This window comes from Coleofasciculus sp. G3-WIS-01, from assembly GCF_040223135.1.
GTDB lineage: Bacteria > Cyanobacteriota > Cyanobacteriia > Cyanobacteriales > Coleofasciculaceae > Coleofasciculus.
Genome location: NZ_JAVJZI010000034.1, coordinates 1 through 13,417, shown reverse-complemented (window position 1 = coordinate 13,417; position 13,417 = coordinate 1). Strand labels below are relative to the sequence as shown.

Sequence of the window (13,417 nt, the reverse complement as noted above, 5' to 3'; positions counted from 1 at the left end):
ATAGATGAACTATACAACCTGAAATAATATGGTGCGATTAAAATTTTCTCAGGTATCTCTATCAAGTTTAGCGATTAAGGCGGCAGTCGCCTTTTTTTGTATTACCTTAATTTTAGGCTTACATCGACACTATACTTTTTACTCTTCCTACGACCAAGGTATTTTTAATCAAGTCTTCTGGAATAACCTGCACGGACGTTTTTTTGAGAGTTCTCTATCCTCTCAACTTTCGACGAATGTGGTTCATCAGGGAGAAGTTCCTAGGGTGAATTATCATCGTTTGGGACAACATTTTACCCCAGCGTTGTTACTGTGGTTACCGCTGTATGCTTTATTTCCCACACCCGCCACGTTAACCGTATTGCAGGTAACCTTCGTCACGGCGGCGGGTTTAGTTCTGTATGTTCTCGCACGAGAGTATCTGGAACCAACCTTAGCTGGGATGATTACGGTTAGCTTTTACTGTGCTAATGCGGTTATTGCTCCAACTTTATCGAACTTTCACGATATTTCCCAGATTCCTTTGTTTGTTTTCGGACTGCTGCTAGCTATGGAAAAACGCTGCTGGTGGCTGTTTTGGCTATTAGCCGTTTTACTTTTAGCCGTGCGCGAAGATGCGGGAATCGGATTATTTGGTGTGGGAGTTTACCTAATCCTGAGTCGGCGATATCCCCGGATTGGTTTAGGGGTTTGTAGCCTAAGTTTTGGCTATATGATTCTGTTGACGAATCTAGTTATGCCGTTATTTTCCGAGGATATTTCTCAACGGTTTATGATGGAACGATTCGGTCAATATGCTTCAGGGGATGAGGCTTCGACCTTGGAAATCATCTGGGGAATGGTGAGTAATCCGGGGCGGGTGTTGGTGGAATTGGTTACACCCTTTGGTCGCACGTTGAATTATTTATTGGGACAATGGTTACCTCTGGCATTTGTACCAGCTATTTCACCCGCCTCTTGGATGATAGCTGGATTTCCCTTACTTAAGTTATTTTTGGGTAAGGGAGAATCGGTACTCGCGATTAATATTCGCTATGCAATGACGGTAGTGCCAGGGATATTTTATGGGGCGATTCTTTGGTGGTCACAGCATCAAGATTTATATAAGCGATCGCTATTTCGATATTTTTGGATTTTTTGTATTAGTTTGACTCTAATTTTTTCCTATACATCCAGTGCTTCAGCCTTAAATCGTGCCTTTTATTTTATCTTACCCGATTCCTTTGATCCGTGGGTACATATTTCATTACCCCAACAGTGGCACCATGTGCAAGAAATGCGTCCTTTATTTGCCCAAATTCCACCGGATGCGAGTGTTTCGGCGACGACTTATATTATTCCTCATCTCTCTAGTCGCCGTGACATTATCCGCTTACCTGATTTAAGGTTACGCAATGATCAGCAGGAGGTAATTAATGTAGACTATATGATTGCTGATCTTTGGCGGTTGCAGCAATATCAGGTAGCTTTTGATCAGGAACGAGGACTCTTAGAAATGCTGGTATCGCTAATTGATACGGTAACTGGAAAGCAGGAGTATGGCATTATTGGCTTTGAGGATGGGGTAATTTTATTGAACAAAGGTGTAGACTCTAATTCTGATGCCATGGGAAAATGGTTGGTGTTTCGGAAACAGTTGGTTAACCGTTGATCGAGTTCACAAATTGACAATGGATAATGAACAATTGATAATGACCTCTCCTTAAAAGAAGAGGATTGAAATTAAGGAAAATCTTTTTTAATTTCTTCGTAAACGAAGAGGTCTTAGACCCAATTAATCAATTGTCAATTATCAATTACTAATTATCCATTGATAAGAATGGCACAATACAAGATTAAGTTACAGCAGTTTGCTCTGCTATGCGGTACATTGTCGATCCCCCTCGCATCCCCCTTAAAAAGGGGGACTTTTATTTACTGTACTTTATTACAGCGCAAAGCGCTGTAATAAAGTACTACAACCTCAAACCCCGATCAAATCAGGATTGACCCGTGACGTTTTCTGCCTGTGTTAAATTTGATTAAGTTTAAATGATTAAAAGGTAAGCGTAAAGACTAAAAGTTTTGCTTATCTCAGTCGGGTGGTGGGAAGAAGTTAGGGGATAAGGGGGAAACCTGCGATCGCGAGTCTAACCTATCTGCTAATATGAGAGGATATGCCAGTTTCAACGGGTCGGTATTCTAGGAGTTTATGGCATGGCAATGATTACTTCAACTCCAGTAATTCTCAACTTAGACAACGTTGGTTTAAGCGATTTTCTGAGGTACGAACTGATTTGATCAGATAGGACAACCATGCCATACAGCCAATTCACTACTCTGGCTAAAGCCAAAGAAGCCTTCAACCTCACGACAGTAGAGAACATCAGATTTCTGCCGGAAATTGAACCGATTCAACCCAGTTCTACCTTAGCCGCCATTCTGGAAGAAAATCTCCCTCTAGCCGTGGCTACAGGGAGTGAAAAAGCCAGATCTGAATTAATTATTAGCCCGGTTCTAGTGGAAGTGCGGCGCATTTTAAACCGCCAAATTAGTTTATTTTCTGGCGAAGAGTTTAACGTCGATGAATCACTGGGACTCAATGGACGTTGTGACTTCCTCATCAGTCGTTCCCCCGAACTTTTAGACATTGAAGCCCCGGCGGTTGTGATTGTGGAGGCTAAACAAGCTAACCTTAAATCAGGAATTGGTCAATGTGTGGCGGAAATGGTTGCTGCCCAGAAATTTAACATCGCTAAAGAAAAACCGCTTCAGAGTATATATGGTACTGTTAGTAATGGCAACCAATGGCAATTTCTCAAACTAGAAGCCACCACAGTCACGATTGATTTGGTCATTTATCCCCTCCCACCAGTTGAGCAAATTTTAGCCTTTTTGGTGTGGATGATACAGCCGGGGTAAAGTAAGAAGATGTGTTTGAGATTTACCTGTGTTTTGAGGCGTGAACTGATTTTTTGAGATAGGACAACAATGCCGTATCGGATGAATCGGGCGCAAGACGAGGCGTCCCGACAATTTCGGCTAAGTTTGTGATATTGATATCTCTTGAAAAGATTCTACTTCTGGCACGTCAGACCAAGATTCTGTTCCCTCTCGCTTGACATGAACCACTTGTAAACCTTTCTCTCGCGCCGCTACTAATTCGGCTGGAACGTCGGAAAAGAAGACGATTTTATTGGGTGCTAATCCTAAAACATCGCTAATCTGTTCGTAACTAATCGCTTCTTTTTTACTTCCCGTTGTTAAATCGAAATAGTTAGAAAACAGTGGGGTTAGATCTCCCTCTACCGTGTGGCTGAAGAACATTTTTTGAGTTGCAATTGAACCCGATGAATATATGCCTAACTTTAACCCCGATCGCGTCCATTCTTCTAACTTAGGCTTGACATCCGGATAAATATGTGCATTAAATGCCCCCGTCTCGAACCCTTCTTTCCAAATTAGTCCTTGAATCGATTTCAGGGCGGGGTGTTTGCGATCGCGATCAATCCATTCGAGTAAGGTTGCGATCGCGCCCTCTAAATCAATATCTTGTCCTTGTTCGGCTTTAACCGTTTGCTGCGTCAGGTTAATCGCCTCAACCACCTCCTCTAAATTCTTATGGCTTAAAACAAACTGTTCCAACCGTTCTCTAGAGTAAGGAAACATCACCTGATGGACAAATTGAATATCGGAGGTTGTGCCTTCAATATCCAACAAAATATACTTGATATTGGGTAGCGTAACACTCATCCAATCCTTAACTCCAATAAACGACACTCGAACAGAAATTCCCAGGCTTCAACATGACGTTTCGCCGCCTGAATTGTTTTTCCCCATGTATACAAACCATGACCCGCGATCGCGAATCCCAATAACTCGTCACTCCGGGCTAAATATCGATCCAAATTCTCTGCAAATTCTACCATATTTTGGGAATTGGGAAAAACGGGAAGCCTCACGGTTGTGTCGTGGGTGTCAATTCCGTCAAAGGCTTTTTTAATTTCGTAGCCCGTAAAGGTCATTTCACCAGGATGGGCAAAATCAATCCCTGATCCAGCATATTTCATCGATAACACGGTAGACGCCGGAGAATGGGTATGTAGGACACATTCAACGGGTTGCCATTTATAAAGACTCAGGTGAATTAAGGTTTCGGCTGAGGGTTTTGCCTCTTTCGGTGCAATAGCTTGACCTTGTTCGTCTACTATCATTAAGTGATTGGGTTTAAACTGGCTTTTATCCTGTCCAGAACGAGAAATAACAAAGGCTTTTTGTTCTCTATCCTTGACGAATGAAAAATTAGAACTGGTGGCTGGCGTCCAACCGCGATTGGCAAAATAACGAATAACATTTGTCAGTTCAATCGCCTTTGCCCGCGTCTGTTTATCTTCTAACCATCCGATTTGCACCCGACTTGAACCTCCCTGTTTTGATCATGAATACTCATTTTAGTTGTTATAAATGACAAATGACGAATGACAAATGACAAACTACTAATTACTCATATCCAATAAAACCTTTAACATGCCCTTGGTTTTTGCCTGTTCAACCGCTTTGAGTCCGTCTCGTAAGGGATAATGACCCTGAATTAGGGGTTTCACATCCACTTGTCCTGACGCCAGTAGCTCAAGGGCGGGGGCAAAAGGACCACAACGCGACCCAATCAGGGTAATTTCATCTACAACTAGAGAAGAAGCATCAAAAGTTAACTGACCCGCATAAGTACTTTTAAGGACTAAAATACCTCGTGGATGCAAAGCGCGGCGGGCGAGTTCAAATCCAGCCGGATTGCCTGTACATTCTACAGATATATCAAAGGATCGTTTCGCGATCGCATCGGCAAATCCCACTTTAATTCCTCGTGCAGATAAATTTGCCAACTTATCTGGATAACGTCCAATCACGAAAAGGTCACATCCAGTTAGGGCAAGGGTTTGGGCGACTAATTGCCCCAATTTACCATCTCCAACCACTAATACCCGTTCCCTCGAACTCACCGTGACTTGCTGCTGAATTTCCAAAGCGGCGGCGACGGGTTCGGTAAAGGTAGCCAAATCTGTGGCTAAATTATCGGGAACTCGATGTAAATTCTCTATCGGCAAACAGAGATAGTCGGCAAAAGCACCATGGCGGTTGACAATACCTAATACTGTGCGGTTTTCGCAATGGGTTGACTGTCCCTTCTGACAATATTGACATTGCCCACAGACGGCGTTAATCTCGCCCACCACTCGTTGTCCCTGCAACTGTGTCGGTCCTTGTTCAACAACACCCACAAATTCATGACCTAAAATACCCTTGTAGGGATAATAGCCTCGAATTAATTCCAAATCCGTGTTGCAGATACCCGCCCGGATAACGCGCACCAAGGCTTCCCCCGATGGTGGTTGAGGAATGGGGATATCTTGGCGGAGTTGCAGTTGATTGTTTTCCAGCCAAAGTGCTTGCATTAGGATTAATTTTGGATCAAGATAACTTGATTAGCATTTTATTACGAGATGGAATCAGGTGGATATTCCAGAAGACGTTACCTTTGAAGACGCGATCGCACTCACTCAATCCCTGATGACACAACTGTCATCCGCTGAACTCTCCCCCGTAGCAGCCGCTGATGCAATCGCCCAATTGGTGCAAACCAAAAACGGTGCTAGAGGGTTCTTTGTCACCTACCTCACGGCTGAGGATAGTTTAGCCGATCATCCCTCACCAGAAGTGATTCAAGCCCTGCAATCCTCACCGGATACCGTTGCTGAACTGTTGGTGAAAAATTTAGCCATGTCAGCAGCGATGGCGATTACCCACCGTCGTAATCAGAATGAAGATATGGCGCAAGGATCAGATCGAGTGCGAATACGAGCGATTCATTTAATTGAAAGAGTTAATTTGCCTCAAGTTCAGGAAAAAGCGGTGGCGTTACGAGAAAGTGCCATAACCGGAGAGGGTAATTATAAGGCATTTCTGGAACGTTGGCAATATGATGCTGAACAACGGGAGATTATGTGGCAAACGCTGGATCGGGTGATTGATTAAGAGTGATTATCATTGGTCATGGGTCATTGGTCATTGGTCATTGGTCATTTGTAAATTCTCTGCCCCAGCTCCCCAACTCCTGATAACTGATAACTGCTCACTGATAACTGATTGGTCATTGGTCATTCGTCTCCCCGGCTTACCCGGCTTTTGCGCTTAAGTACGCCCCTCCAGCCAATTGACCAAATCCTCTAGACTGGTGAAGTCTAAAAAATCTTCTCCTAAACGTTCCAACTCTGCTAAAGGTAAGTTTTCAACTTGGCTAGTTATTGCCCCTGAGATTTCTCCAAAACGCTTGTTGAGTTGACGTATCACTAGCGCGATCGTTTGTTGAAGTCGTCCTTCTTCTTTTCCTTCTTCTTTTGCATAAGTAATTCGTCCCTTTTCATCTTGCAAGAGCATACCCCGTCGATCAACGATATCTAACTCTTCTGGAGTCATGGTTGCTTGGTTAGCCAGATTTAAAGCCAATTCTATTTCCGATACTTGCCCTAACGTTTCAGGGATATCCTCTAAAGTGGCTGCTTCTTTCAGAAAATAAATCCATTTATCGCTTAAACTGTTTAACTTAGAGAGGGTTTTCTGGAATTTGGGTAATTCCACAAAGATTAACTGCAATTCTTGATCGAGAATTTCAAATTTTTTGGTTTTTTCTTGAAACACAAATTGGTTGATTACGTCCGCTGTTTGTTTAAACAGGATAAAATCGGTAATCGTTACCGCTATGGCTGGATTAAGCAGCGGGTAATCCTCTCCGGTAGTCAACTGATTCGCGTAGGCTTTGGCGAGGTTGTAAGCCACTCGTTTGTTAAACGCCGTCATTGATGCGACTTGCATTTCGATGACGACAATAGAACCATCCGCTAAAATAGCTTTGACATCTAAATACGTATCTTTTAAACTGAGTACCTGACCAGGATTATAAGGGTTAACAATGGTTAAGGATTGAATAACTGTTTCCCCATCATAAATGATGGCATTGAGAAAGCTGATTAAGATCTCTTTGCTTTGTTCGGAACCAAATATTTTTTTAAAGGCATAATCTACCTTCGGGTTAATAAATCTCATAAGTTTCTCGCTCTTGCTTCTGAAGTGATGGAAGATAGTTTAATTCTATCTTTAAACGAATAACCCCGACAATTATTCTGTAGAGACGTTGCCGGCAACGTCTCTACATCTCATTCATCGTTCACCAAATATCCCCGTGGGGTAATCATCCAATCTTCGTGAAGACGGGTACTTTGATTACCAATGAGTACAGTGGTGAGCATATCAATGGGGATATCGAGTAATTTGTCAAGTGTGGAAAGGGTGATTTCTTCATCCTCTCGATAAGCCGATCGCACGATCGCGACTGGGGTTTGGGGGGAACGGTGTTGGAGTAAGATGCTATGGGCGATTGCCAGTTGTTCGATCCGGGTGCGCGATCGCGGATTATATAAGGCAATGACGAAATCCGCTTGGGCAGCAGCGTTCAGCCGCTTTTCAATCACATCCCAAGGGGTCAACAAGTTACTTAAACTAATCGCACAAAAATCATGCATCAGAGGCGCACCCACGCGAGACGCCGCCGCTTGCAGGGCGGTAATGCCGGGAAAGACTTGTACCCCTGGCATTTTCCCATCCCAACCTTGGGCTTTGAGTTCCTCTAAAACTAATCCCGCCATCCCATAAATACCGCAATCCCCCGACGACACAACCGCCACCGTTAGTCCCCACTGGGCTAACTCAATCGCCCGTTGCGCCCGTTGGCGCTCCTGAGTAATTGGCAGGCGTTCAATAATTTGTCCGGGATGCAAAATGGGAGTAATTAAATCAATATAGAGAGAATAACCGATAACTGCATCAGCCTGAGAGAGTGCCGTTTTAGCTGCTGGCGTTATTTGGTCTAACTCTCCAGGTCCGATACCCACCAAAAACAGTTGTCCAATTCTACCCGTATATTCTCGTTGTGCCACCGCAATCGCCACTGTCACCGCCCCTGGTTGATTGTCCGCCCGCACAATTTGTTTTTGCACCAGTAGGTTCGTAGTCGGCACTTTAGTGCCAGAAGCGCTAAAGCGCTCACTACAAGCGCTAAAGCGCTCACTACAAGCGCTAAAGCGCTCACTACAAGCGCTAAAGCGCTCACTACAAGCGCTAAAGCGCTCACTACAAACCAAGGCGGCGGCTTCTGCCACACTGGGAGTACCCACTTCCTGATTCACCACCGTTGACGGCGTAGGAACTGTTACCGAACGCAACACCTCCGCCGGAAACGTTCGCAAGGGCAAATCACGGGCTTGACAAAATTCCACCAATCCCACTTCATCCGCTTTAATATCAATCGTGGCAATTCCCGCGATCGCATCTACAGCTAGATGATAACGTTGACAGGTTTGGATTATCGCCGTTTCAATTAATTCTCTCGATGTTCCCCGTTCACAACCAATCCCCACCCATAATACCCGTGGATACCATTGAATCTTGGGCAAATCAGAGTCTGGAGAAAAGCGACGCTGAGTAAAACTAATCCAAATCCGGGCATTAGCTGAGTTAGAATCAACCGTCTCTTCGCCCCCATCGAACACAAACGGATGTCCTGGGGGGAGGTGCTGTTGCCACAAAGTAGAACCCACCTCTTGGATCACCTCAACCCGTTCACCTCTGGCTATAGCAGCACTCACACCTGTCCAATCGCCCTCACCCCTTTGCCAACCGAAGGGAATGCCCACCATATCAATAGCGGGTAAATTTAACCCTGTCGAACCCCCGGTTAAAACAGGAGTCGCCCCCAGTTGCAAGGCAATCATCCTCGCCAGTTGATCGGCTTTACCTTGATGTCCACTACATAGACTAATCACAAATTGCCCAGTTTCATCAACAACGATAACCGCTGGATCAGAGGATTTATCCTTTAAAAGTGGGGCGATAAGGCGCACCACCGCCCCCGTTGCCAAACAGAAAATAAAAGCGCGGTGGTTTTGCCAGAGGGAGGCGATATGGGATTTCAGAGAACCCTGGTAGAACGATGCGGTGGGAACATCCTTACGTTCAGGAGTATGAACAGACTCAGGAAGCCACAACGTCAACCGGGCTGTATGGCACAGAGGCTCTAGGGTTTGGGCGGCGGTAGGAGTCGTTGCGATCGCGGCTAGGGGGTAAAAGTCTTGAAATAGCAACACAGCGTCTTTAGAATATCAACATCAGGACAACTTTAATCATTTTCTGGCAACTCACCAAACTGTTCTTGATAACGCGCTAACAATTCCTCTGGCGTTAAAATCCGATTTCCTCTCTCGTCAAACCAATACAACCACTCGCGCTGCAATCCTCGATGACTGCCGATTTCCCGACCAATTCCCAACCCAATTTCTGGCATCCAGAATGGCTCACCAATTTGACGTTGATACCTGCTATTAACTAAGCGATAAACTTCAAATGGCTCCTGTTGATCTCTGCGCCAAAAATCGGGATTATAGATGACGTAATATAAAACTCCCAACTTGGAATAAATTGATAATTTATCATCATACTCTCCCCTTGGTGTTTCAGAGACGATTTCTAAAATAAAAATCGGAATGATATCATTTTCTTCCCACACCACATAACTTTTACGTAGCTGATTTGCTCGAATCCGTTCAACGCCCAAACTCAAAAAACCATCCGGCACAATCGGAACTCTGGGATTGATTCCAGTCGTATGGTAAATTCCCATATTGACCCCAAAGAACCAATCAAAGCGCTGACCCCATAAGAAACCGAGAATCAACCCTAATAAATTGGTCACGAGAGTAGGAAGTTCATTATCCACAGGCAACCGATCAGAGTCAGGCAATTCATCCCTCGTTGGTAAGCGGAGCTTGGAGTCAGATTGTACCATACCCATATCCCTCTCAACTCTGCTTTTATCTTAACTTAAAGACTGAATTTATCTCCACCGACCTAATCAAATAAAATATAGTCGCTTCATCTGATGTCAAGGATATTTTTAATAAAAAATCAATCTGGACATTTTTACAATACATAGGTACTATGAAAAATAAGCGGAAATAAAGATTATTAATTATAGGGATAGACTGAGAATATGGCTAGCACTCATACAGGTATCGAGTGGACAGACCGAACATGGAACCCCACAACTGGCTGCAACAAAGTTAGTCCAGGTTGTACCCATTGTTATGCTGAAGCACTAACTAAACGGTTTCATCATAATTTTCCTAATGGATTTGATTTAACCCTGCATCGGGAACGCATAAAAGAACCCTTGCGTTGGCGTAAACCCAGTCGTATCTTTGTCAACTCGATGAGTGATCTTTTTCACGAAGACGTGCCTATCGAATTTCTTAAAGAAGTGTTTGATGTGATGGGTCAAACGCCGCAGCATATCTATCAGATTTTGACCAAACGACATGAACGTTTAGTTGAGTTGGCTACTCAGTTAGACTGGCATAAAAATATTTGGATGGGGGTATCGGTTGAAAATCAGGACTATGTTCATCGGATTGATTTCCTGCGAGAAGTTTCAGCTAATGTGCGCTTTCTGTCTTGTGAACCGCTTCTAGGTGATTTGCATCTTGATTTGACAGATATTCATTGGGTTATTGTTGGTGGCGAATCGGGAAATAGATATCGTCCGATGAAGTTAGAGTGGGCGCAAAGTATTCGTGACCAATGTCAGAAGTTTGATGTTGCATTTTTCTTTAAACAATGGGGAGGTAGAACTCCAAAAGCTAGAGGAAGAGAACTAGATGGAAAGATTTGGGATGAGATGCCATTAGCTTGGCAACAACACCAACAACAATGGGGGGAAGATAGTAGAATATGCGGTACATCGATAAGGGCGCAAGCCTTGCGCCCCTACATTCATTCCGGTGTACCTCACCTGCATAGGAACCGCTATAATAGTTTGTGTTAACAATGGGATTTTAGCTCAAATCCATGCTACTCTAATAGCCAGTATCTACAGATGAAATAAGCTTATTCGGCTAAACTCATCTTGAACAGGCTGCTCTACCAATAGTCAGACTGAGTAGAGATTACCTATGCATTATAATATTTGGAATTTTTTCTGTACAGAAGAAAATTATCCCTATTGGCAGGAGCAAATTCAACAGTCTCAGGAATTTAATCGGATAACCTGGGAAAAAATCCGTGATTTTTTGTGTGTTATAGAGCGACATAACCCGTTGAGTCATCAATTGTTACAAGCTCATAACCTTGAGCAGTTTATCCAAATTGCTAGAAATAAGGGTTATCAGTTGACTCAAGAAGAACTTGCCTGGTTTGTGATTATTCAGAAACAAATCTGGGATTGTTTAGCCCTGGCGCAAAAAACACCTTCTCTGAAGCAACAGCTACTATCGACTCGGAATCCAGATGAATTTATCAAAATTGCTGTCGCTCAGGGGTATTACTTTTCTCAAAAAGAGTTGGCTTGGCTATTGATAGATATAAAGTCATTATCAAGTTTAGTGTCTATCAACAATAGCACAGGGGATACTTTTGTCTTTCCAAATATTGATGGCATCGAAATGGGTTATTGGCTCGAACTAGCAGAAAAGTGGGGATTAGTACCACCCTTTAGTAATCTGAGCCAACCTGGGAATGGATTATTTGGAGATGAACAAGATCCATTTTTCTTGAAGCAGTGCTTTTTACCCAGAGGCTATTTCAACCAACGCTTACTAATAAACTCCTTATAATCCTCTCACTCTGATGGGTAAGGTGGTTAATGGCAGAGAAATAATGACTAACTCTGACCCATTTTAGCTGCTTTTTGAATTGTCTCTAAAGTTAATACACCAATTATCTTTCCTTCATCCATGACAGACAATCTCTGACTACCTGTCTGTAAGAGGAGGGATAAAGCCTGACGCAAATTCTCGTGAGGCGCGATCGCAGGCTCCCCCTGATGCTGATAATCTGAAGAAACTAGCTGCATTGCCGCCTCCACCCGCCGTAAACTTAACTGACGCAATATATCATCAGCCCCCATTAACTCCCGGACGAAATCATTAGCAGGAGCTGTCAAAATATTTAACGGCGTATCAAATTGTAAAATCTTACCTTTTTGCAAAATCATAATCTTATCCCCCAGACGCAGCGCTTCCTCAACATCATGGGAGACAAACAGAATTGTTTTGTGTACCTTCCGCTGAATTCGTAAGATTTCGTCTTGCAGAGATTGGCGAGTAATCGCATCAATAGCACCAAAAGGTTCATCCATTAACATGAATTTAGGATCACCAGCCAACGCCCGCGCCACACCAACGCGCTGCTGCTGTCCTCCAGATAGCTGTGCCGGATACCGATTCCGGTAAACTTGAGGGGGTAGTTCGACTAGCTGCAATAACTCATCAACACGAGACTGGTATTTTGGGCGTGACCATCCCAACAGCTTGGGAACAACTGCAATATTCTCCGCCACCGTTTTATGGGGAAATAAGCCCGACTGCTGAATCACATAGCCAATTTGCTGACGCAGCTTCGTGACTTTTATATGGCGGATGTTGACTCCATCCAGATAAATCGCGCCGGATGTGGGTTCATACAGTCGATTGACCATCTTGAGAACGGTAGTTTTACCACACCCCGATAGACCTAAAATTACCACCAGTTGACCCGCTTCAATGTCGCAGGTTACTCCATTTACGGCGGGTTGGGGTGTCCCTGGAAATTGGAGACAAACTTGATCAAAACGAATAGCACTCACTGATTTGGCTGATTTTTGTTAAAGTTAGCTCATTCCATTTGACAAATGACAAATGACCAATGACCAATGACCAATGACTAATGACCAATGACCAATGATATTTTAATTCTCTCCAATGGTCCGGGTGAAGTCACCACATGGGTACGTCCTGTGGTCAAAGCATTGCGCCAACAGCTAGGATGCGATCGCGCATTGATCCGAATCTCGGTTATCCTGTCTCCTTGTCCCAACGCCACAGGCAAAGAAGCCCAGATTGTTCAATCCTATCCCGAAGTAGACCGAGTGCAAGGGGCACAGCATTTCTTTGGCTTCTTACTCTGGGGGAAAACTGCCGAAAACTGGGACTGGCGCGATCGCGGTGTGGTAGTATTCTTAGGCGGCGACCAGTTTTTCCCCGTCGTAATTGGCTCTCGCTTAAAATATCGTACCGTTGTTTATGCCGAATGGGATGCCCGTTGGCATCGCTGGATTGATCGGTTTGGCGTGATGAAACCCGATATTATTACCAAAGCCCCAAAAAAGTATCGCCACAAGTTAACCGTAGTCGGAGATTTAATGGCAGATGTGGCATTCGTAGGGGATGTAGGGGCTGTAGGGGCGAAGCATTCGCGCCCAGATGTCTCGGTTTTATGCCAACACAAGAGCGCGAATGCTTCGCCCAATCCCCAATCACCAATCACCAATCACCAATCACCAATCCCCAATCCCCAA

12 protein-coding genes and 1 pseudogene are annotated in these 13,417 nt (G+C 44.1%); 6 read left to right on the top strand and 7 right to left on the bottom strand.

What is annotated here, in order from left to right:
- Nucleotides 1-28: 28 nt before the first annotated feature.
- Both RIM23_RS03725 and RIM23_RS03720 read left to right on the top strand, forming a co-directional pair.
- Nucleotides 29-1,651, top strand: a complete 1,623-nt coding sequence (locus RIM23_RS03725; protein ID WP_446364564.1) for a DUF2079 domain-containing protein — start codon at nt 29-31, stop codon at nt 1,649-1,651.
- A 644-nt stretch (nt 1,652-2,295) separates the two neighbouring features.
- Nucleotides 2,296-2,901, top strand: coding sequence for a hypothetical protein (locus RIM23_RS03720; RefSeq protein WP_446364562.1), 606 nt, complete (start codon nt 2,296-2,298; stop codon nt 2,899-2,901).
- A 120-nt stretch (nt 2,902-3,021) separates the two neighbouring features.
- Here RIM23_RS03720 and mtnC read toward each other — a convergent pair whose 3' ends face one another.
- The 3 genes from mtnC to RIM23_RS03705 all read right to left on the bottom strand — a co-directional run bounded on the left by mtnC (nt 3,022) and on the right by RIM23_RS03705 (nt 5,432).
- A complete protein-coding gene (mtnC, locus tag RIM23_RS03715) occupies nt 3,022-3,732 on the bottom strand; it encodes an acireductone synthase (protein WP_446364560.1) in 711 nt (236 codons plus the stop codon).
- Nucleotides 3,729-4,391 carry a methylthioribulose 1-phosphate dehydratase gene (gene mtnB / locus RIM23_RS03710; RefSeq protein ID WP_446364558.1) on the bottom strand — a complete coding sequence of 221 codons (663 nt, stop codon included), beginning with the start codon at nt 4,389-4,391 and terminating at the stop codon, nt 3,729-3,731. The genes mtnC and mtnB overlap by 4 nt, the downstream gene beginning before the upstream one ends.
- A gap of 84 nt (nt 4,392-4,475) precedes the next feature.
- Nucleotides 4,476-5,432: an MDR/zinc-dependent alcohol dehydrogenase-like family protein gene (locus RIM23_RS03705; RefSeq protein WP_446364556.1), complete on the bottom strand. Its 957-nt coding sequence runs from the start codon at nt 5,430-5,432 to the stop codon at nt 4,476-4,478.
- Nucleotides 5,433-5,490: 58 nt separating this feature from the next.
- Between RIM23_RS03705 and RIM23_RS03700 the strand changes: the two genes are divergently transcribed.
- Nucleotides 5,491-6,012 carry a hypothetical protein gene (locus RIM23_RS03700; protein WP_446364554.1) on the top strand — a complete coding sequence of 174 codons (522 nt, stop codon included), beginning with the start codon at nt 5,491-5,493 and terminating at the stop codon, nt 6,010-6,012.
- 156 nt (nt 6,013-6,168) lie between these two features.
- Here the strand turns inward: RIM23_RS03700 and RIM23_RS03695 are convergent, their stop codons facing one another.
- The 3 genes from RIM23_RS03695 to RIM23_RS03685 form a co-directional block, all read right to left on the bottom strand.
- The gene (locus RIM23_RS03695) at nt 6,169-7,080 is read right to left on the bottom strand and encodes an Rpn family recombination-promoting nuclease/putative transposase (protein WP_446364552.1); all 912 of its coding nucleotides are present in this window, start codon (nt 7,078-7,080) and stop codon (nt 6,169-6,171) included.
- Nucleotides 7,081-7,190: 110 nt separating this feature from the next.
- Complete coding sequence (gene cobJ / locus RIM23_RS03690; RefSeq protein WP_446364550.1) at nt 7,191-9,176, bottom strand: precorrin-3B C(17)-methyltransferase; 1,986 nt, start codon at nt 9,174-9,176, stop codon at nt 7,191-7,193.
- A 32-nt stretch (nt 9,177-9,208) separates the two neighbouring features.
- Nucleotides 9,209-9,874, bottom strand: coding sequence for a Uma2 family endonuclease (locus RIM23_RS03685; RefSeq protein WP_446364548.1), 666 nt, complete (start codon nt 9,872-9,874; stop codon nt 9,209-9,211).
- Between the two features lie 204 nt (nt 9,875-10,078).
- On the opposite strand from RIM23_RS03685, the gene RIM23_RS03680 reads away from it, so the two are divergent.
- Both RIM23_RS03680 and RIM23_RS03675 read left to right on the top strand, forming a co-directional pair.
- Nucleotides 10,079-10,909 carry a DUF5131 family protein gene (locus RIM23_RS03680; protein ID WP_446364546.1) on the top strand — a complete coding sequence of 277 codons (831 nt, stop codon included), beginning with the start codon at nt 10,079-10,081 and terminating at the stop codon, nt 10,907-10,909.
- 127 nt (nt 10,910-11,036) lie between these two features.
- Nucleotides 11,037-11,696: a Nif11-like leader peptide family natural product precursor gene (locus tag RIM23_RS03675; protein WP_446364544.1), complete on the top strand. Its 660-nt coding sequence runs from the start codon at nt 11,037-11,039 to the stop codon at nt 11,694-11,696.
- 47 nt (nt 11,697-11,743) lie between these two features.
- Here RIM23_RS03675 and RIM23_RS03670 read toward each other — a convergent pair whose 3' ends face one another.
- The gene (locus RIM23_RS03670; protein ID WP_446364542.1) at nt 11,744-12,706 is read right to left on the bottom strand and encodes an ABC transporter ATP-binding protein; all 963 of its coding nucleotides are present in this window, start codon (nt 12,704-12,706) and stop codon (nt 11,744-11,746) included.
- An 87-nt stretch (nt 12,707-12,793) separates the two neighbouring features.
- On the opposite strand from RIM23_RS03670, the pseudogene RIM23_RS03665 reads away from it, so the two are divergent.
- Nucleotides 12,794-13,417 (top strand): annotated as a pseudogene (locus RIM23_RS03665) (lipid-A-disaccharide synthase); the annotation flags it as partial.